This is a genomic window from Actinoplanes sp. 13, assembly GCF_056134165.1.
Window position 1 is genome coordinate 91,765 of the sequence record NZ_JBVYOQ010000025.1, and the last position, 19,236, is coordinate 111,000.

A 19,236-nucleotide genomic window follows, 5' to 3' on the forward strand; every position below is an offset into this window, starting at 1 on the left:
GCCAAGCATTCTTCGCAGGAAGGGCGTCTCGTGTCATCTCCGGCGCACGCACAACCGGGGCGACGCAACCGGATCCTCGCGCTCGCCCTCGGCATCCTCCTCGGCCTGATCCTGCTCGCCGTCCTGCTCACCCAGTGCGCCGGCCCGGACGACCCCGGGCCGCCGACAGCGACCGGGCCCGGCTCGGCGAGCGTGGCGCCGGGCACCGAGTCCTCGCCGGTTCTGCCCGACGGGTCGACGGCGCCGGACTCACCGCCGCCCGGCGACGGCCCGGATCCCGGCGGTGGTTCGGGCGCCGACCCGAGCGCCGATCCGGAACCGGACTCCGATGGGGCCGAGCCCGGCGACGGTGCGACGACGGCGCCGACGCCGAAGGGCGGCGTGGACGCCGGTGGTGGCAGCGGGGCACCGGACCGGCGTGTGCCGTTCCTGACGATCGGAGTGTTCCTGCTGGTGGGGGCGGCGGGCGCGGCTTGGGTGGCGGTCGGCCGCCGGTCGCGTGCCTGATCGCTTCCGGCTCCAGGACCGCTTCCGCGTCCGGGACCGCCGGGCGGCCGGGCTCGCGGGGCTGCTGGCCCTGCTCGGCACGGCGAGCATCACGATGGGCCTGCGGGTCGAGGCGGAGACGCTGCCGCCGGTCGCCGCCTCGAACACCTCGCCAACGCCACCGGCCGCGGTCGCCGTCTGGCCCGGGATTCCCGCCTCACCCGGCCCGTCGCCGTCCGGCACGGGATCGCCAGGCCCGGGATCGGCCGGCGCGAGCGTGGGTCCGCGGCGGCCGCCGGCCGGGATGCCACGGTCGGAGCCGGTCCGGTTGGAGATCCCGGCGATCGGCCTGCGGGCCCCGATCAGCGGGGTGGGCCTCAACGGCGACGGCACCCTCGAGGTGCCGCCGCTGCGGGCGGGCGCGCCGGCGGGCTGGTACCGGCATTCGCCGACGCCGGGCGAGCCCGGCGCGGCGGTGATCATCGGCCATGTGGACACGGCACGCGAGGGTCCGGCGGTCTTCTTCCGGCTGCGGGAGGTCGAAGTCGGTGACACCGTGGGGGTACGACGTGACGACGGTTCCGTGGCTCGTTTCACGGTGACCCGTGTCGCCGGCTATCCGAAACGGGACTTCCCGACCGCGGAGGTCTACGGCCCGGTCGATCACCCGGGACTGCGATTGATCACGTGCGGTGGCGCCTTCGACCGGGCGCGCGGGAGCTACCGCAGCAACATCGTCGTCTATGCCTCCGCAGTAGACCCTCCATCGTGATCGGAACCGCTTCCGGTACCGGTTTCAGGGGGCTTTTCGGGCACCCTGGTTCCGGAACACGCCCGGCTCGTACCGATCCGAACCCTATGCCGGTTGGCCCCTCTTGACATGGAGCGGAGCCGATTGCTTCTGTGACCGGGATCATTGCGATCTTGTTACGGAAGGGATCCCTCCGCATGACGCGAATTCGCGAGCGTAGTGGCCGTACACCACTGCGCCGCATCACCGCCGGAGCGCTCGCTCTCGGCCTGACGCTGACCGTTGTCGGCGCCACGGCCGGACCGGCCGCCGCCACGCCGAAGGGCACCGCGGCGCCGAACCTCGGCGCGAACGTGACCGTCTTCGACCCCAGCATGCCGGTGGAGCAGATCCAGGCGAAGCTGGACGCCACCCACGCCGCCCAGGTCAACAACGAGATGGGTACGGCGCGGTACGCGTTCCTGTTCAAGCCGGGGACCTACGGCACCGCCGAGCGGCCGCTGCAGTTCCAGGTCGGCTACTACACCGAGATCACCGGTCTCGGCGCCGACCCGGGCGACGTCGTGATCAACGGCAAGGTGGAGGTCTACAACCGCTGCCTGAGCACCGATCCGGCCAACCCGAACTGCATCGCGCTGGTCAACTTCTGGCGTACCATCTCCAACCTGACCGTCAACGTCAACGGGGCGGGCCAGGACGGCTGCCGGGCGGGGGCCAACTTCTGGGCCGTCTCCCAGGCCGTCTCGATGCGCCGGGTGCAGTTCACCGGCGGACCGCTGACACTGATGGACTACTGCACCGCCGGCCCGCAGTACGCCAGCGGCGGCTTCATCGCGAACTCCAAGCTGCCGGCCACCACCAACGGCTCGCAGCAGCAGTGGCTCACCCGCAACAGCGAGGTCGCGAGCTGGTCGAACGCGGTGTGGAACCAGGTGTTCTCCGGAGTGAAGGGCGCGCCGGACGAGTCCGCGTTCCCGAACCCGCCGTACACCACCCTGGAGAGCACCCCGGTCAGCCGGGAGAAGCCGTACCTCTTCGTGGACGCGAAGGGTAAGTGGCAGGTCAAGGTGCCGGCCGCGAAGCGCAACACCAGCGGCACCGACTTCACCTCCGCGGGCGGCCGCACGCTGCCGCTGTCGGACTTCTACATCGCGAAGCCCGGCGACTCGGTGGAGAAGATCAACCTGGCGCTCGCGCTGGGTAAGCACCTGCTGCTGACCCCGGGCGTGTACGACATCGCCCGCAGCATCCACGTGTGGCGGCCGAACACGGTCGTCCTCGGAATCGGCCACGCGACCCTCACCGCGGTCAACGGCTCGATCCCGCTCGACGTCGCCGACGTGCCCGGCATCGTCGTCGCCGGCGTGACCATCGACGCCGGCACCAAGGAGTCCCCGGTTCTGCTGCGTGTCGGCAAGAAGCACGGACTCAAGATCAGCAACCCGGCCAACCCGACCACGCTGAGCGACGTGTACTTCCGCGTCGGCGGCCCGCACATCGGCAAGGCCAACATCGCGCTCGAGGTGAACAGCGACGACGTGCTCATCGACCACACCTGGGTGTGGCGCGGGGACCACGGCGTCGAGGGCTTCACGCAGGGCGTGAACGGTGACACCGACCGGTGGCGTACCAACACCGGCCGGTACGGCGCGGTCATCAACGGCGACGACGTGACCGCGACCGGTCTGTTCGTCGAGCACTTCCAGAAGTACAACACCGTCTGGAACGGCGAGCGGGGCACCACGGTTCTCTACCAGAACGAGCTGCCGTACGACCCGCCGACGCAGGCGGACTGGATGAACGGCAACGTCAAGGGCTACGCCGGGTACAAGGTGGGCGACAAGGTCCGCCAGCACAACCTGTACGGCGGCGGCGTCTACGTGTTCAACCAGAACAACCCGGCCATCGAGACCGAGAACGGGTTCGAGGTGCCGAACCGGCCGGGCGTCAAGCTGCACCACATCATGACCGTCAACCTCAGCGCCGGCGTGATCAACCACGTCGTCAACGGCGTCGGTGAGGCCGCGGACATGACCAAGGTGGGTCAGCCGGTCTACGTGACCGACTACCCCGCCGCTCCGTAACACCCGAGTCTGGTGGTCACCTGTTCACGGGGCGGGTGACCACCAGCACCGGCCGTCCGGCCTTCTCGATCAGGATGAGCGGCACGCTGCCCAGCAGGCGCTGCGCCACCACCGGGCGGACGCTCGAACCGACCACGATGAGATCGGCGCGGAGCTCTTCCGCGTACCGGATGATCTGCTCGACCGGCCGGCCCGGCAGCACCGTGCGCGTGGCCTCGATGCCCGCCCCCGCCAGTCGTTGCACCGCGGCGTCCGCCGCCTGCTCCGCACGCTCCAGATAGACGCTGCGCGGCAGCGGCGCGAGATGCTCCGTCTCCAGCTCGTCGACCGCCACGACCGTGACCGATCCGCCGGTCTGCCGCACCAGATCGGCCGCCGCGTCGGTGACCCACGGTTGATCCGCCTCGGGATTGGCGGCGAGCAAGATGCGCATGAATGCCTCCCCGGACGCTCTTCGATGTTTCCCGCCACTCAAGGTACGGGTAACGTCACTGTTCCGCAGGTCTCCACGGGGGGCGAGTCATGGCTGAGGCGATCAGGACCGATTCGGAACAGCCTGCGTTGAACCGGGTCATCGGCCCCGGGCTCCTCCTGCTCTTCGTGGTCGGCGACATCCTCGGCACCGGGGTGTACGCGCTCACCGGCAAGGTCGCCAACGAGGTCGGCGGCGCGGTCTGGCTGCCGTTCCTGCTGGCGTTCGTGGTGGCGCTGCTGACCGCGTTCAGCTATCTGGAGCTGGTCACCAAATATCCGCGGGCGGCCGGTGCGGCGCTCTACACGCACAAGGCGTTCGGCGTGCACTTCCTGACGTTCATGGTGACGTTCACGGTGATGTGCTCGGGGCTCACCTCGGCGTCCAGCGCGTCCAAGGCGTTCGCCGGGAACTTCGGCGAGGCGTTCGACCTCTCCATCGGCGACGGCTTCGCGCTCACCGCGATCGCGCTCGCCTTCATCACCCTGGTCGCGCTGATCAACTTCCGCGGCGTCGGCGAGAGCGTCAAGGCCAACGTGGTGCTCACCTGCGTGGAGCTGACCGGTCTGCTGATCGTCATCTGCGTCGGCGCCTGGGCGCTCGGCGGCGGCGAGGGCGACCTGTCCCGGCTCACCCAGTTCAACACGCCCGAGGGCGACAGCGTCGTCCTGTCGGTGACCGCCGGCACCGCGCTCGCCTTCTTCGCGATGGTCGGCTTCGAGGACTCGGTGAACATGGCCGAGGAGACCCGCGACCCGGTGCGCATCTTCCCCAAGGTGATGCTGACCGGCCTTCTCATCACCGGCGTGATCTACGTGCTGGTGGCGATCTCGGCGGTCGCCCTGGTGTCGCCCACCGACCTCGGCGAGGGCGACACCCCGCTGCTCAAGGTGATCTCGGCCGGCGCGCCCGGGTTCCCGCTCTGGATCTTCGCCTTCATCACGATGTTCGCGGTCGCCAACAGCGCGCTGATCAACATGATGATGGCCTCCCGCCTGCTCTACGGCATGGCCAACGAGCGGGTGCTCCCCCGGATCCTCGGCCGGGTGCACCGCACCCGGCGGACGCCCTGGGTCGGCATCCTGTTCACCACCGCCATCGCCTTCGGCCTGATCTGGTTCGCCGACCTGGCCGCCCTCGGCGGGACCACGGCGCTGCTGCTGCTCTGCGTCTTCACCGTGGTCAACGTGGCCGTCCTGGTGCTGCGGCGGGACCCCGTCGAACACCAGCACTTCAAGGCGCCGACGGTCATCCCGGTCCTCGGAGCGGTGGCCTGCGCCTTCCTCGCCAGCCCGCTCTCCGGACGGGCCACGGCGGACTACCGGGTGGCCGGGGTGCTGCTGCTGATCGGCATCGTGCTGTGGGCGATCACGTACGCCGCGCACCGGTTCGCGCCGGACGCGATGTCCCGCCGCTGATCGCAGCGTTTTCTGGTCGGATCGTGGCCGGTGGCCACCCTCGTCGTGGCTGCTCACGGCGATGTGGAAAGCTGCCCGCTACCATCTGCACCCTCATCTCCTGTCCGGAGGCCCGATATGGCATCATTCCTCTACTTTGTTGCCGGGCTGGTGATCGGCGTGATCGCCGGTTGGCTGCTCTGGGGATGGCGTCACGCCAGCCCGCGGCCCCAGGCCGAAGCGTCGCGCCCGGCCGACTCGTCGCCGGCCCCGGCCGAGTCGTCGAAGCCCCAGGCCGCATCGTCGTCGGCCGCCACCGCGGGAGCCGCTGCCGCTCCTGCCGGCGTGAGCACGTCGGGGGCTGAGACCGAGGTCATCCCGGCCGGATCCGCCACAGCTTCCGCCACCGAATCGGCCACGGCTTTCCCCGCCGGGTCGTCCACGGCTGAGACCGAGGTCCTTCCCGCGGGTTCCTCCACCGCCGAGACCGAGGTCCTCGCCACCGGCTCCTCCACCGCCGAGACCGAGGTCCTCCCCACCGGCTCTTCCACCACTGAGACCGAGGTCCTCCCCACCGGCTCCTCCACCGCCGAGACCGAGGTCATTCCGGGTGCCGGCTCCTCCACTGCCGAGACCGAGGTCATTTCGGGTGCCGGCACGGCGCCGGCCGCCGGACTGGCGACCGGCGAGGACCGGACCGAGGTGCTGCCGGCCGTGGACCCGGTCGCTGCCGCCACGCCCGAGCCGGCCGCCGAGACGGTGCCGATCGAGACGTCCACCAACGGCGCCACCCCCGCCGGCAGCAGGTCTTTCGCCGCCGAGCCGGAGACCGTCGCGGCCGCCGCCGGACCGGCAGCCGAGTCGACCTCCGAGTCGGAGCCGGTCGCGGCTACCGCTGGGCCCGACGCCGAAGCCACATCCGAGTCGGCGCCGGTCGCGGCCGCCGGTCCCGCCGCCGAGGCGACCACCGAGCCGGTCACCATCGAGCCCGTCGCTCTTGAGCCCGCCGCAGTCGAGCCTGTCGCTTCTGAGCCCGCCGCAGTCGAGCCCGTCGCGGCTGAGCCGACCGCTGTGGCTGAGCCGGTCGCCGTGCCGGCGTTCGACCCGGTGATCGCCGAGCCGCTGCCCGGCTCCCAGGAGCCGGACGACCTGACCAAGATCCCCGGCATCGGGCCGAAGATGGCCATGGCGCTCGCCGCGGCCGGCATCACCACCTACGCGAAGTTGGCCGACGCCGACGTCGCGAGCCTGAAGCTGGCGATCACGGCGGCCGGCATGCGCGGCTCCGCGAGCCTGGCGACCTGGCCGGACAGGGCGCGCGCGCTGGTCGGCGTCAAGAGCTGACCGTCCCGCCACCGGTCCGGTGCACGGGGGAACCGGACCGGCCGCGGCATGTTGCTCAGCTCACTACGAGAAGTTGCAGGTCGGGTGCGCCCCGGCCGATGGTTGCGGCTGTCCCACCCGTCAGTTGCCATCTAGGAGCAACCCATGTCGATGACCGTCAGTGCCGCGACCGCCTCGACCTGGAGCAGTTACGCCGCCTGGAGCCGGCTCGCCGGCGCCCAGCAGAAGCTGGCCGCGGACCTCAGCCCGGTCACCGCCTGCGAGTCGGTGCTCATCGCCGACCGGGCCGCCGTGGTGAACGCGGCCCACGAGGTCGCCCGCATCGAGGCGCGGCGGGCTGCCGACATCGCCCAGCTGAAGGCCGGCAACCACACCTTCGACCTCCTGGTCTGACCCGCCCGAGTGTGTGAAGTTCGGGTGCGCACCGCAACTCCCCACACAACCGCGCGCGGGAGCCTTCGTGTGACGTTGGAGTGCGCACCGCAACTCCCCACACAACCGCGCGCGGGAGCCTTCGTGTGAAGTTCGGGTGCGCTCCGCGCCCCAATTCCCAACACAGCCGCGCGCGGGGGCGAGCGTGTGACCTTCGGGTGCGGTACGCACCCGAAGGTCACACACAGCCGTGGCTGAAGCCTGTGGGCCTCGAGTCACCGCGCTGGAGGGTGGTCAAGGGGCGGGGCTGACGGATTGACGTCACGGTTACTCCCCGGACCGGGGACGGCCCACCACTTGACACGGTTCTTCGCCAATTCGGCACATTCAAGATATTGAAATTGATCAACGTACGCCCTCTCCAACATCATCCCTGGTAGATCGCCATATCCGTACCGGCGAAGAGAGAGATCAACAACGCTGTGTCGCCACCGGGTGGCTTTTCGTAGTCGTTTCGGGGTTTCGCGCCGGGCCCGCACATCGCACCATGGGTGCAGGGTGATGCGATTGAGCAGCCGACGGCTGGCAGTGGTGGTGACGGTCGAGCGCCACGAGGATCCTGTGCTGAGCAGATTCGCGGTGCCGTCCGCCGACGTGCCCGGGTTCGCCGAGGTGCTCGGCGACGCCGGGCTCGGCGGATTCGAGGTGGCGTTCCTGCGCGACCCCGGGTTCCAGGAGGCGCAGGAGCACATCCAGGCGCTCTTCGACGGTCGCGACCAGGACGACTGCCTCTTGATCTACTTCCGCGGCGTCATGCTCACCGGGCCGGGCGGCGGCCTCTATCTGGCCGCCTCGGACACCGCGATGGCCCGCCCCGCCGACACCGGGCTCGACGTCGCGCAGCTCGCCGCCCAGTTGCAGCACAGCCGGGCCGGGCAGGCCGTGGTGATGCTGGACGGGCGCACCGGCGGGCCGGTCGACGCGGGCCACCACTTCCGGGCGGCACGGTCGGCGGAGTGGCAGAGCCGCGTGGTGATCGCCGCGACGGCACGCCCCGAACCGCCCACCTTCGCGGGGCTCGTCGCCGACGGCGTGCGCAGCGGCGCGGCCGACCGGGACCGGGACGGGTTCATCGGCATCGGCGAACTCCACGACCACCTGCGGGAACGCGACCCGAGCGTGCGGCAGTGGGTGTTCGGATCCGGTCGTCAGGCGTACCTCTCGAGGGTCAAACGCCAGGGAAGCGACCAGATGGCGCTGATCGCCCAGCTCGCCGCGGCAGCAGCCGGCGATGATCTTTCCCGCGCCGTCGAGGCACGCGCGACGCTGCGCCGGATGACCACCGGCGAGGGCCGGGTGGCCGCGGCGGCAGCGGCCGCGCTGCGCCGCACCTCGATCCGCATCGCCGAGCCGGGGCTGGACTTCGGCCTGGTCGCGCCGGGCACCCGGCAGCTGGCCGCGGAGGTGCCGGTGCAGGGGCCACCGCTGGGGGCGGCGTCCGCGGTGAGCAGCGACGCCGACGGCCTGCACGCCCGCCTGGAGGGTGGGGTGTTGCGGATCTCGTGGTTCCCGACGGTGGGGCGGTTGCAGGGGACGATCACCCTGGACGGTCCGGCCGGGACAGCGAAACTCCAGGTCAGCGGCGAAGTCTCGGACGATTTCGATGTGGCTACCGGCGGGTGGCGGCCTACGCCGGGGATGAACGGGGCGGCACCTGCGGCGATCGCGGGTGGGGTCGCTGTGCCCGGGCCTGTGCCGCCCGGCGTTGCGGATGCCGAGAGCCTGGTGGAGCGGCGTGGGCCGTTCCCGCCGGGGGCTCCGCCGGTGATACCCGCCGCTGAGGTGGTGGACCCGCCGCCGTTGCGGCCGTGGCCCGGGCCGCTTCCGGTGGGGGCGCCGACGGCGGTCGGTGGTCCTTCGCAGCCGGCACCCCACGTCCCTTTGCAGCCGGTCCTCGACGTTTCCCCGCAGCCGGCACCCGACGTTTCCCCGCAGCCGGCACCCGACGTTTCCCCGCAGCCGGCACCCGGCATTGGAGCCAACATGTCTTCGCAGCCGCCACCCGAGCCCGGGCCGGACGAGGCCACCGGGGACTCCGGCGCGCAAGCGCCTGGAACGGCGGCCTCGCGGGGCGGCGCCGAATCGCCACCGGCTCCGCCTGCCGGTGCTCCGCAGACGGCCTGGCCGACTGCCGGTGGGTGGCCCGGCGCGACTCCGGGCGGCTTCGGGTGGGTGAGCAAGTCTCCGGGACCGGCGAATACGGAACCCGGCCCGACGGACCCCGGCCCGACGGAGGCCCGCCCTGCGGAGGCCCACCCGGTGGAGGCCGGGCCGAACATGCCGTCCACCGCGCTTTCGCCGGTGGCTCCTGGAGACAGTGAAACACCGCCTGAAGCGGTCGACGAGCATGCGGGAAGTTACGCGTCCGCAGTGCAGGAGTCGGTCGCTTCGGGCAGGCCCGCGGTTCCGGGGCAGCGCCAACCGGTCGAGGATCAGCCGGCCGAGTCCTCGGACCTGTGGCCCGGTGAGACGCCGGAACCCGCCGGCCCTTGGCCGTCGACTGCCGCCGCGGCCGGCGCAGCCGGAGGTCTGGCTGCCGGGACAGCGGCGGCACCGGGCTGGCCGCCGGCTGCCGGTGCTTCCGGAAACCCGTGGAGTACGACGCCCGACCGCGTGGAGCACGGACCGGATTCGCGGCACCGCCTGCCGTCGGGATCGGACGCCGACGTCCCGCCCGCCGGAATGGGTTCTCCCCCGGCGGGCCCCGGGCCGACGTCCGGTGGCAGTGCTACGCCGGTCTCCGGCAGTGCGCCGGGGAATCCCGGCACGCCCCCGACTCCCGGCGTTCCACCGGTCTTCGGCGTTCCACCGGCCTTCGGCGTCCCGCCGGTCTCCGGCGTGCCGTCGGCGCCGGGTCGTCCGATCGGCTCCTGGCCTGCCGTGCCTCCCGCGCAGCGGACACCACCGGTGGAGGAGAGCTCGCCGGCACCGGAAGAGCCGGCGGCTCCGCCGGCCGCGAGCATCCCGGCGGTTCCGGAGGCCGGTCCGGCGCACTTCCCGGGTGCCGGTCCGGCGCACTCCCCCGAGGCTGGTCCGGCGCACTCCCCCGCGGCCGGTCCGGCGCCGACGTCGGGCAGCCCGTGGCCGGGCTCCGCCACGCCGGCCGACCCGTGGACCAGTGGTGCCCTGTCCGGCACCGGGCCCAGCGCGGGCCGCCCGCCCGCGGACACGCCCTGGCAGAGCGCCATCCCGACCTCCGGCGCCCGGTCCGGCCCGGCGCCGACCTCCGGTGCCCCCGCCGACCCGTGGTCCTCCCGCACCGCGGGGGAGCAACCGGAAGCCCCGCCCACCCCGGGCGAGCAGACCGAAGCCCGGCCCACATCCGGCGCGCAGCCCACCCCGTGGCCGGTTTCGGGCGCTCCGACCAATTCGTGGCCCGCCGCCGGTGGGCAGACCAACCCGTGGCCCACGTCCGGCGGCCCGGTCGATCCCTGGCAGGCCACGCCGCCGGCCGCCGAACCCACCTCACCGCAGCAGCCGGCTTGGCCGGCCGCCACCGCCCCCGCTGCCGCCGCCTGGCCCGCCGCCACCGACTGGCCCCAGACGAAGCCCGGCGGCACAGAGTGGCCGCAGACGACACCCGGCAGCCCAGAGTGGCCGCAGACGACACCCGGCAGCCCAGAGTGGCCGCAGACGACGACACCCGGCAGCCCAGAGTGGCAACAGGCGAGGCCAGGCAACGCCGACTGGCCGCGGACCACGCCCGGCAACGCCGACTGGCCCCAGTCGCAACCCGGCAGCACAGACTGGCCCCGCACCCCGCCGGGCGAGGCCCCGCACGCAGCCGGGGCGTACCCCGATCCCGGCCCGCCCAGCCGCCGCCGCACCGGCCGCATCGCCGCGATTCTGCTGGTCGTCCTGCTGCTGGCGGGCGGCACCTACATCGGCGCCCGCCTGGCCCTCGGCGGCGACGACGACACCCCCACGCCCGACGCCGCCCCGCAGCAGTCCGTCCCCGCCACAGTCCCGCCCGCGGCGGACAACCCGCCGCCTCCGGCCGCGACCACCGCCGCCGCGGTCGCGTCGATCGCCAGGCCCGCCGTCGTCGACACGATCAAGCTGGGCCGCGAGCCGGAGGGCGTCGCCGTCTCCCCCGACAACCGCACCGCCTACATCGCCGACCAGAACTCGAAGGACGTGCACTTCGTCGACCTGCGGTCTAAGGCCGTCTCCGTCGTGAAGGTCGCCAACACGCCCCGTTTCCTGGCCGTCTCCCCGGACGGCGGCCGCCTCTACGTGTCGATGTTCGAGAGCAACTTCACCGGCAACGGCCTCGCCGTGATCGACACCCGGAACCGGTCGGTGGTGAAGACGATCCGCACCGGTCCGCGGCCGTTCGAGCCGGCGGTGGCCCCGGACGGGCAGATCTGGGTGCCGATCCACAACGGCGCCCGGGTGGAGATCTACGACGATGCGACGCTGACCGAGGCGGCCCGGATGTCGGTGCCGCCGAACCCGCACTGGGTGACGTTCTCGCCGGACGGGAAGGTGGCCTACACCGCCAACCACGAGTCCAGTCAGGTCTCGGTCGTCAACACCGCGGACCGCGTCGTCACCCGCAACATCAAGGTGGGGCGTTCGCCGCACAGCATCGCCGTCACCCCGGACGGGAAGACGCTGATCGTCACGAACTACGACATCGACACGGTGGAGGTCTTCAACACCGCGGACATGCGGCGGTTGCAGCGGATCCCGGTCGGCCGTGAGCCGCAGGCGGTGATCACGTCGACGGACGGTCGGCACGCGTACGTGGTGAACGAGGGCTCGGACACCGTCTCGGTGATCGATCTACGGGCCGGCAAGGTGGTCTCGACGGTCCGTGTCGGCGACAGTCCCCGGGTCGTCGCGCTCTCACCGGACGGTAAGCGGCTTTACGTCACTGATGGTCGCGGCCGTTCGGTTACCGTTCTTCGAGCAACCGCGGAGTAAGAATTCCCTGCTAACGTCTCGCCATGGCAACGGATTCCGGCGTCGATCGCGCCCGTCTGCAGAAGCTCGCCGCGCGGGAGCGGGCCACCTTCGCCCAGGAGCGGCCGCGGTCGAAGGCGCATTACGAAGCGGCCGGCCACCTGTTCGGCCGGGTACCGATGACGTGGATGAACAAGACCGCGGCCGGCTTCCCGATCTATCTGGACCGGGCCCGCGGCAACCGGATCACCGACGTCGACGGCCACGAGTACGTGGACTTCTGCCTGGGCGACACCGGCGCGATGGCCGGCCATTCCCCCGCGCCGGTGGTGGCCGCGGTGACCCGCCGCCTCGGTGAGCTGGGCGGTCTGAGCACGATGCTGCCGACCGAGGACGCCGCGATCGCCGGCGCCGAGCTGGCCCGCCGGTTCGGGTTGCCGTCGTGGAGTTTCGCGCTGACCGCGACGGACGCGAACCGGTGGGCGATCCGGCTGCTGCGCGCGGTCACCGGCCGGCCGAAGATCCTGGTGAACAGTTACTGCTATCACGGTTCGGTGGACGAGTCGCTGATCGTCGTCGGCCCGGACGGGCTCGGGCAGAGTCGCGAGGGCAACGTCGGTGCCCCGGTCGACGTGACCGTGACCAGCCGGGTCGCCGAGTTCAACGATCTGGCGATGCTGGAGCGGGAGCTGGCGCACGGTGACGTGGCGGCGGTGCTGATGGAGCCGGCGCTGACCAACATCGGCATCGTGCTGCCGGAGGACGGATATCTGGCCGGGGTGCGGGAGCTGACCCGGCGGTACGGGACGTACCTGATCAACGACGAGACGCACACGTTCTCGGCGGGCCCGGGCGGCGCCACCGCGTTCTGGGGCCTGGATCCGGACGTGGTGACGATCGGCAAGGCGATCGGTGGCGGCGTGCCCGTCGGGGCGTACGGCCTGAGCGCCCAGCTCGCGGACGCGCTCAGCGGGCGCGGCGATCTCGACCTGGTGGACATGGGCGGGGTCGGCGGCACGCTGGCCGGCAATCCGGTGTCGATGGCCGCGACGCGGGCCACCTTGCAGGACGTGCTCACCGACGCCGCGTTCGCCACGATGATCGAGACGGCATCGGCCTTCGCCGACGGTCTGGAGAAGATCATTGCGGGGTACGACCTACCGTGGTCCGTGAGCCGTCTCGGCGCCCGCGTCGAATACCGGTTCACCAGTCCCGCCCCGCGCACCGGCACCGAGTCGGCGGCGATCGCGGACCCCGAGCTGGAGGATTTCCTGCACGTCTACCTGGCCAACCGGGGCGTTCTGCTCACCCCGTTCCACAACATGGCGCTGATGTGCCCGGACACCTCGGCTGCCGACGTGGCCCGGCACCACGAGGTCTTCGGGGCGGCGCTGCGCGAGCTGACGTGAGACGGTCTCCGGGTGATCACCGAGACTGACGTCAGCACCGCGGACGGGCGGATCCTGCACGCGTACGGGTGGGGCGACGGCGACCGGGTGGTCATGTGGCATCACGGCACACCCAACGTCGGTGTCCCGCCGCGCCCGCTGTTCGAGGCGGCGCGGCGGCTCGGGGTGCGGTTCATCTCGTACGACAGGCCCGGTTACGGCGGCTCCACGGCTGCGCCCGGCCGCGACATGGCCTCCGCCGCCGGGTTGGCGGCCGCCGTCGCCGACCGGCTCGGCGTGCGGCAGTTCGCCGTGCTCGGCCATTCCAGCGGCGGCCCGCACGCCCTCGCCTGCGCGGCGCTGCTGCCCGGCCGGGTCACTGCGGCGGTCAGCATCTCCGGTCTGGCCCCGTTCGGCGCGACCGGCCTCGACTGGTTCGCCGGCATGGGCCCCGCCGGTCTGGCGTCGCTGGGCGCGGCCGCCGCCGGGCGCGCGGCCAAGGAGGCCCACGCGGCGGGGGGCGACGGCGAACCCGATTTCACCCCGGACGACTGGACGGCCCTGGAGGGCGACTGGGGCTGGTTCGGCAGCGTGGTGGAGCCCGCGACGGCGGGCGGCCCGGCCCCGCTGATCGACGACGACCTCGCGAACGCCGGACCGTGGGGCTTCGACCCGGCCACGATCACCGCGCCGGTCCGGCTGGTGCACGGCGGCGCCGACGCGGTGGTGCCGAGCTCGCACAGCAGCTGGCTGGCCGACCGCATCCCCGGGGCGGAGTTGCGGATCGTCGCCGGCGCCGGCCACATCTCGGTGCTGGCTACCGAGGCGGTCCCGGCCCTGGAGTGGCTGGCCCGCGCTTGACGTCAGGTGTGTGAAGTTCGGGCTCGATTCGAGCCCGAACTTCACACACTGATCTGGGCGGGAACGGTCAGGCCAGGCGCAGGCGCTGACCCTTGAAGATCAGGCTCGGGCTGTCGAGCCGGTCGGTGTTCAGCCGGTACAGCGTCCGCCAACCGCCCTTGACCTTGTACTTCTTGGCGATCGAGGCGAGCGTGTCACCCGAGCGGACCACGTAGACCTTGCCGCTGGGCTTGACCACGGCCTTCTTCTTCGCGGCCTTCGTGGCCTTGTAGACGCCGGACTTCTTGCCGCACGTCGGCCAGGGCTTGAGGCCCCGCTTCTTGTAGAGCTTGTTCGCGACCTTGATCTGCTCGGCCTTGGTGGCCCGGTTGGCGGTCGGGGCGTACTTGCCGCCACCGTTGGCCAGCCAGGTGCTGCGGCTGAACTGCAGGCCGCCGTAATACCCGTTGCCGGTGTTGATGTGCCACCTGCCGCCGGACTCACACTTGGCGACAACGTCCCAGTTGACCTGGCGGGCCGCGGAGGCCGGTGCCGGGCCGAGCAGGACGCCCGCTCCGGTCACGGCCACGGTCGCCAGACCGAGGGCAAGGCGCGTTCGTCTACCGATACGAGACATGGATTTCCTCCACGCCTACGAGGTGAGCTGTCGGGTTCGGGCAGAGTGGCCCGGCCGTGGAAAAATACGGCTTCACCCCGAGACGCGGACAATTCACGCGCCGAAAAACTTGGGTCCCCCGCTCCCGCCTGAGTTTCGTGTCCGTGGCCGGCGGCGGGATTCGGCGGTCCGTCCACGGTGCCCGCCATTGCGGGACGGCACGACGGTAACCACGTCGGGCCGCCGAAAGCCAAGTTTTACACCCGGGATAGTGACTTCCTTCTCAATATTTGCCCGCTTTGATCTTGTTAGCACCGGGCAAAACGGCTTATTCCCGAGAAGCCGGATTCACAGCTTCAGGTGATCGACGGTATGCGCCGAGAGGAACTCCAGATCCGCCTCCCGGCCGAGCCCCGCCTCCGCCGGAACGTCGACGAAACCATCCACACAGACAATCGGCCGCGTGGTGACATCACGGGCGTAATACTTATCAGAACCGGACACGTCGGACGGAAGAGTGAAGCCGGGCAGGGCACTGAGGGCGACGTTCGCGGCCCGGCCGATGCCGAACTCGTGCATCCCGCCGCACCACACCGGGACACCCTCCGAGTGGGCGAGGTCATGAGCGCGGACCGCCGCGGTGAGCCCACCCATCCGGGAGACCTTCAGATTCAGGATCCGGCCGGCTGCGAGCCGCAGCGCGGTGACCACGTCGTCCACCTCTTCGAGGGACTCGTCCAGGCAGATCGGCGTGTCCACCGTTTTCTGCAATGCGGCATGCGTCACAAAGTCACGCGGCGCGAAAGGCTGCTCGATCATCAGCAGTCCGCAGTGGTCCAATTCACGAAAGACGGCGAAATCAGAAGCGCGATAGGCTCCATTCGCATCGACGTGCACAGGCACGGACGGAAAAGCGGATCGGACCGCGCGGACCGGTTCCACGTCCCAACCCGGGGCGATCTTCAGCTTGACGCGCCGATAGCCCTCCGCCACGCGCGCAGCGACCTGGGCGAGCAGATCATCGATGGTCGGCTCGATGCCCAGGGACACGCCCGCCGCCACCCGGGTGCGGGTGCCCCCGAGCGCCCGGGCCAGCGGCACCCCCTCGCGCGCCGACCACAGCGCCCAGGCCGCCATGTCGAACCCGGCCCGTGCGAACTGGTTGCCCCGGACCTTCGCCAGCACGGCCGCCAGCTCCGCCGGGTGCGACCAGGACGTCCCGAGCACCAGCGGCGCCAGGAACGACCGCGCGACCGCCCAGCAGCTCTCCACCGTCTCCGCCGAGTAGAACGGCCCGCTCGGCGAGGCGATCTCCCCCCAGCCGGCTGACCCCTGCGAGTCCCGCAGCACCACCAGGATGTGCTCCAGCTCCCGCTTGGCGTGCGAGCTGGTCCGGAACTGATGGACGAGCGGGAGCCGCACTCGGCGCAGCTCGACGTGCTCGATGCGGATCATGTGTAGAGCCCCAACTCCCCCGCGAGCGCGTCACGCTCACGCAGTCGGCGACCGGCCCCCTTGGAGCTGGCGATGGTGAGGGTGGCGAGCAGGTGCAGCGCAAGCACCACCGATGTCGGCGAGCTCGCGTAGGAGGCGGTCTCGGTCCCGGTCACGATCACCGCCGCGGCCCCGCCGGCCAACGGCGAGTCCTCGGCGTCCGTGATCAGAACCAGGGCGCCGCCGTGCCGTGCGTACGCCGCCGCCACGTCCACGGTCTCCCGCGCGTACCGCTGCATCGACACGGCGATCAGCAGGTCACCCTGCCGGATGTCGCTGAGCACGTCCAGCGGGCGCAGCGCCACCCCGTCGACGAGATGCACCCCGGACAGCCCGGCGCTGAGATCCGCCGCGAGCAGCGACGCGTAGCCGAGCGACTTGCCCGAACCCAGCAGATACCGCCGCCGCGCCGACACGATCAGCGCCGCCGCGCGCTCGATCGCGTCCTGCTCGGCCGCCCGGGCCAGCGCCTTGTCGAACGAGGCACGCTGCTGCTCCAGGACCCGCTGCTTGAGCACCCGCGCGGAGCGGCGCTGCACGTTGCGGTCGAACCGCTCGAACGGGCTCGTCATCGGACTCCCTCGAACGCGTAGACCACCCGGTCGGCAACCTCCGGCGACCGTCGCACGGCGGTCAGCCTGCCGCCGGCGGCGAAGCGGTCGATCAGCTGCTGTCGCAGCCGGGCGCGATCTGCCGGGTCCGGCGCGGCGGTCCCGGCACCGGCCGTCGTGGTCACTTCTTGAACCGCGGTGGTACGACCTGAGCACGCGCCCGTCAGATCCCACGTGACGAGCACCCGGTCGGTGCCGGCCTCCCCGTAGAAGTCGGGCAAAAACTTGATTCCGGTCGCCCCGAGCACAGTGAAGTTGAAATGGGCGTTGCGCAGCGCGTACGGATCGAAGGTCCACCGCATCGACCCCGCACCCGTGCGGCGCGCCGCCGCGGCCTGGGCCGTCTTGAGCAGGCGCCCGACGCCCGTGCCCTGCGCGCCGGGGGCGACCACCGCGGCCTGGCTGTAGTGGTAGACCTCGCCGTGCTCGACCGCGCAGAAGCCGTAGCAGAAGCCGATGAGCTCGCCGCCGCCGTCGAAGGCGCCGAGCACCGTGCCGGAGTTCTCGCCGAGCGCGGCCAGCAGGCGCGGGCTCAGCCCCCACTCCGGGGCGGTATATCCGAAGACCGAGCGGTAGAGGGCGGAGGCGGCCGTCCACTCAGCGAGGCCGTCCAGGTCACGCACCAGCGGCATCACAGCACCTCGATCCAAGATAGCGCTCGTAAGACTGCCATCGTGGCGCGATCGACGCTCGTTGACAACGCATCTGGCGGAACTTAGCGTTCGCATATGCTTGACTCCCTGCGCCGGTACACCCTCCTGGAGTCGCCGACCGGGGACACCACCCGCCTGGCCGCGCTCGCCGAGGTGCTCGAGGCCGACGCCGCGCGGGCCGGGTTCGCCACCGCGCGCGAGCCACACCCCACCGGCGACCATCTGATCTGGAGCCTGCCCGCCCGCGACGACGCCGGCGAGCCGGTGCTGCTGCTCAGCCACTACGACACCGTCTGGCCGGCCGGGACGCTGACCGGGATGCCCTGGACGGTCGACGGCGACGTGATCCGCGGGCCCGGCGTCTATGACACGAAAGCCGGTCTGGTGGCGCTGCTCGAAGCGGTCACCCGGATCGCGGACCGGCCGCACCCCGAGATCCGGGTCCTCGTGGTGGCGGACGAGGAGATCGGCTCGCCGACCGCCGGCGAGCTGGTGCGCTCCGAGGCACGCCGGGCCCGGGCGGTGCTCGGCCTCGAGCCGCCGCACCCCGGCGGCGACCTGAAGACCGGGCGACGCGGCAGCGCCCGGGCGCGGATCTCGGTCACCGGCATCGAGGCGCACGCGGCGCTCGACCCGGACGCCGGGGTGAACGCCATCGACGAGCTGGTCGACCAGCTGATCCGGATCCGCGAGGTGGTCGCCGGCCGGCCGGTGCTGCTCAACACCGGCACCGTCGCGGGAGGCGGCCGCACCAACGTGGTCGCCGGGGCGGCACACGCCGACCTCGGGCTGCGGTTCCTGGACCCGGCCGACGAGCGGGCGGTCCTCGGGGCGCTGGACTCGCTGACGCCGGTGCGGACCCGCGCCCGGATCACCGCTGAGCTGCTGTCCCACCGGCCCACCTGGCGACCGGCCCCACCGGATGAGCCGGGCCCGTCGGATGAGCCCGGCTCATCGCGCCGCGCGGGTGAGCTCGGCTCGCCGGGGCGCGCGGGTGAGCCCGGCTCGCCGGGACGGGTGGGCGAGCCGGACCTGTTGGCACGGGTCAAGCGGGTCGCGGCGGAGATCGGCCAGGAGATCGACGGGCGGCCCGCGGACGGGGCGGCCGACACCAACACCACCGGGGCGCTCGGCCGGCCCACGGTGGACGGGCTGGCGCCGGCCGGTGGCGGGGCGCATGCGCGTACCGAATGGGTCTCCGCGGCGAGCATCGCCCAGCGTGCCGATCTTCTCGAAGCCCTGCTGGTTTTCAGATAGCGGATTTTCCACCGGCCGAGTGGCCCGCGGGCCCGGGTGGTCCTGCGAGTCTGAGGTCTCGGAGGAGTTATCGATGCTTGACGATAGAGAGCGCCGCGTCCTCGCCGACCTCGAACGCGACCTCGCGTCCGCCGACCCCGGCTTTGCCGCCCGGATGGGTGAGGCGCCGGAGATCCCCGCGTTCCCCACCGTCTCGGTGCTCTGCGTCCTGCTGTTCCTCGCCTTCCCGATCGTCATCGTCCTGTTCGGCTGGCTCGGGCTGATGATCGCCGCGGACGTCTTCGCGATCGCGGTCGCCGTCGTGGTCGTCCGCCGCTGGCGCACCCGCCCCCACTGACCCCCTGCGTGGGAACTTCGGGTGCGTTCCGAACCGCAAGTTCACACACTCACCGCGCACGGCTCGGTGTGTGAAGTTGGGGTGCGTATCGAACCGCAAGTTCACACACTCACCGCGCACGGCTCGGTGTGTGAAGTTGGGGTGCGTATCGAACCGCAAGTTCACA

General features: G+C 71.7%; 16 protein-coding genes and 1 riboswitch. Of the genes, 11 read left to right on the forward strand and 5 right to left on the reverse strand.

Features of this window, described 5'->3' with window-relative positions; translation table 11 throughout:
• Window positions 1–30: 30 nt before the first annotated feature.
• The 3 genes from AC0NH5_RS33730 to AC0NH5_RS33740 all read left to right on the forward strand — a co-directional run bounded on the left by AC0NH5_RS33730 (window position 31) and on the right by AC0NH5_RS33740 (window position 3,321).
• Window positions 31–507 (forward strand): hypothetical protein, encoded by a 477-nt coding sequence (locus tag AC0NH5_RS33730; protein WP_474411002.1) that lies wholly within the window; start codon window positions 31–33, stop codon window positions 505–507.
• Window positions 500–1,258 (forward strand): class F sortase, encoded by a 759-nt coding sequence (locus AC0NH5_RS33735; RefSeq protein ID WP_474411004.1) that lies wholly within the window; start codon window positions 500–502, stop codon window positions 1,256–1,258. Before AC0NH5_RS33730 ends, AC0NH5_RS33735 begins: the two co-directional genes overlap by 8 nt.
• Window positions 1,259–1,434: 176 nt before the next feature.
• Window positions 1,435–3,321 carry an adenylyl cyclase gene (locus AC0NH5_RS33740; protein WP_474411005.1) on the forward strand — a complete coding sequence of 629 codons (1,887 nt, stop codon included), beginning with the start codon at window positions 1,435–1,437 and terminating at the stop codon, window positions 3,319–3,321.
• A 16-nt stretch (window positions 3,322–3,337) separates the two neighbouring features.
• Here the strand turns inward: AC0NH5_RS33740 and AC0NH5_RS33745 are convergent, their stop codons facing one another.
• Window positions 3,338–3,754: a universal stress protein gene (locus tag AC0NH5_RS33745; protein ID WP_474411006.1), complete on the reverse strand. Its 417-nt coding sequence runs from the start codon at window positions 3,752–3,754 to the stop codon at window positions 3,338–3,340.
• An 89-nt stretch (window positions 3,755–3,843) separates the two neighbouring features.
• Between AC0NH5_RS33745 and AC0NH5_RS33750 the strand changes: the two genes are divergently transcribed.
• The 6 genes from AC0NH5_RS33750 to AC0NH5_RS33775 all read left to right on the forward strand — a co-directional run bounded on the left by AC0NH5_RS33750 (window position 3,844) and on the right by AC0NH5_RS33775 (window position 14,123).
• On the forward strand, window positions 3,844–5,211 hold the full coding sequence (locus AC0NH5_RS33750; protein WP_474411007.1) for an APC family permease: 1,368 nt from the start codon (window positions 3,844–3,846) through the stop codon (window positions 5,209–5,211).
• 117 nt (window positions 5,212–5,328) lie between these two features.
• On the forward strand, window positions 5,329–6,534 hold the full coding sequence (locus AC0NH5_RS33755; protein ID WP_474411008.1) for a helix-hairpin-helix domain-containing protein: 1,206 nt from the start codon (window positions 5,329–5,331) through the stop codon (window positions 6,532–6,534).
• A 144-nt stretch (window positions 6,535–6,678) separates the two neighbouring features.
• On the forward strand, window positions 6,679–6,927 hold the full coding sequence (locus AC0NH5_RS33760; RefSeq protein WP_474411009.1) for a hypothetical protein: 249 nt from the start codon (window positions 6,679–6,681) through the stop codon (window positions 6,925–6,927).
• Between the two features lie 546 nt (window positions 6,928–7,473).
• A complete protein-coding gene (locus tag AC0NH5_RS33765) occupies window positions 7,474–11,895 on the forward strand; it encodes a beta-propeller fold lactonase family protein (protein WP_474411010.1) in 4,422 nt (1,473 codons plus the stop codon).
• Between the two features lie 23 nt (window positions 11,896–11,918).
• Window positions 11,919–13,283: a transaminase gene (locus tag AC0NH5_RS33770; protein ID WP_474411011.1), complete on the forward strand. Its 1,365-nt coding sequence runs from the start codon at window positions 11,919–11,921 to the stop codon at window positions 13,281–13,283.
• Between the two features lie 12 nt (window positions 13,284–13,295).
• Window positions 13,296–14,123, forward strand: a complete 828-nt coding sequence (locus AC0NH5_RS33775) for an alpha/beta fold hydrolase (RefSeq protein ID WP_474411013.1) — start codon at window positions 13,296–13,298, stop codon at window positions 14,121–14,123.
• A gap of 67 nt (window positions 14,124–14,190) precedes the next feature.
• Here AC0NH5_RS33775 and AC0NH5_RS33780 read toward each other — a convergent pair whose 3' ends face one another.
• The 4 genes from AC0NH5_RS33780 to AC0NH5_RS33795 all read right to left on the reverse strand — a co-directional run bounded on the left by AC0NH5_RS33780 (window position 14,191) and on the right by AC0NH5_RS33795 (window position 17,455).
• The gene (locus AC0NH5_RS33780; protein WP_474411014.1) at window positions 14,191–14,739 is read right to left on the reverse strand and encodes a transglycosylase family protein; all 549 of its coding nucleotides are present in this window, start codon (window positions 14,737–14,739) and stop codon (window positions 14,191–14,193) included.
• Window positions 14,738–14,915: riboswitch (cyclic di-AMP (ydaO/yuaA leader) on the reverse strand. (Overlaps the previous gene by 2 nt.)
• 151 nt (window positions 14,916–15,066) lie before the next feature.
• Window positions 15,067–16,173, reverse strand: a complete 1,107-nt coding sequence (gene menC / locus AC0NH5_RS33785) for an o-succinylbenzoate synthase (RefSeq protein WP_474411015.1) — start codon at window positions 16,171–16,173, stop codon at window positions 15,067–15,069.
• Window positions 16,170–16,784 carry a MurR/RpiR family transcriptional regulator gene (locus tag AC0NH5_RS33790; RefSeq protein ID WP_474411016.1) on the reverse strand — a complete coding sequence of 205 codons (615 nt, stop codon included), beginning with the start codon at window positions 16,782–16,784 and terminating at the stop codon, window positions 16,170–16,172. The genes menC and AC0NH5_RS33790 overlap by 4 nt, the downstream gene beginning before the upstream one ends.
• Window positions 16,781–17,455: a GNAT family N-acetyltransferase gene (locus AC0NH5_RS33795; protein ID WP_474411017.1), complete on the reverse strand. Its 675-nt coding sequence runs from the start codon at window positions 17,453–17,455 to the stop codon at window positions 16,781–16,783. Before AC0NH5_RS33795 ends, AC0NH5_RS33790 begins: the two co-directional genes overlap by 4 nt.
• Window positions 17,456–17,551: 96 nt before the next feature.
• Between AC0NH5_RS33795 and AC0NH5_RS33800 the strand changes: the two genes are divergently transcribed.
• On the forward strand, window positions 17,552–18,733 hold the full coding sequence (locus tag AC0NH5_RS33800) for a M20/M25/M40 family metallo-hydrolase (protein ID WP_474411018.1): 1,182 nt from the start codon (window positions 17,552–17,554) through the stop codon (window positions 18,731–18,733).
• A 73-nt stretch (window positions 18,734–18,806) separates the two neighbouring features.
• Entirely contained in the window at window positions 18,807–19,070 is a 264-nt protein-coding gene (locus tag AC0NH5_RS33805; protein WP_474411019.1) for a DUF3040 domain-containing protein, read from the forward strand.
• The last annotated feature ends 166 nt before the right edge of the window (window positions 19,071–19,236 follow it).

Bases quoted from the DNA above. Each gene is read 5' to 3' on its own strand.
- AC0NH5_RS33805 (WP_474411019.1), top strand. From the start codon at position 18,807: ATGCTTGACGATAGAGAGCGCCGCGTCCTCGCCGACCTCGAACGCGAC.
- AC0NH5_RS33745 (WP_474411006.1), bottom strand. From the start codon at position 3,754: ATGCGCATCTTGCTCGCCGCCAATCCCGAGGCGGATCAACCGTGGGTC.
- AC0NH5_RS33760 (WP_474411009.1), top strand. From the start codon at position 6,679: ATGTCGATGACCGTCAGTGCCGCGACCGCCTCGACCTGGAGCAGTTAC.
- AC0NH5_RS33740 (WP_474411005.1), top strand. From the start codon at position 1,435: ATGACGCGAATTCGCGAGCGTAGTGGCCGTACACCACTGCGCCGCATC.
- AC0NH5_RS33780 (WP_474411014.1), bottom strand. From the start codon at position 14,739: ATGTCTCGTATCGGTAGACGAACGCGCCTTGCCCTCGGTCTGGCGACC.
- AC0NH5_RS33790 (WP_474411016.1), bottom strand. From the start codon at position 16,784: ATGACGAGCCCGTTCGAGCGGTTCGACCGCAACGTGCAGCGCCGCTCC.
- AC0NH5_RS33755 (WP_474411008.1), top strand. From the start codon at position 5,329: ATGGCATCATTCCTCTACTTTGTTGCCGGGCTGGTGATCGGCGTGATC.
- AC0NH5_RS33800 (WP_474411018.1), top strand. From the start codon at position 17,552: ATGCTTGACTCCCTGCGCCGGTACACCCTCCTGGAGTCGCCGACCGGG.
- AC0NH5_RS33795 (WP_474411017.1), bottom strand. From the start codon at position 17,455: ATGCCGCTGGTGCGTGACCTGGACGGCCTCGCTGAGTGGACGGCCGCC.
- AC0NH5_RS33750 (WP_474411007.1), top strand. From the start codon at position 3,844: ATGGCTGAGGCGATCAGGACCGATTCGGAACAGCCTGCGTTGAACCGG.
- menC (WP_474411015.1), bottom strand. From the start codon at position 16,173: ATGATCCGCATCGAGCACGTCGAGCTGCGCCGAGTGCGGCTCCCGCTC.
- AC0NH5_RS33770 (WP_474411011.1), top strand. From the start codon at position 11,919: ATGGCAACGGATTCCGGCGTCGATCGCGCCCGTCTGCAGAAGCTCGCC.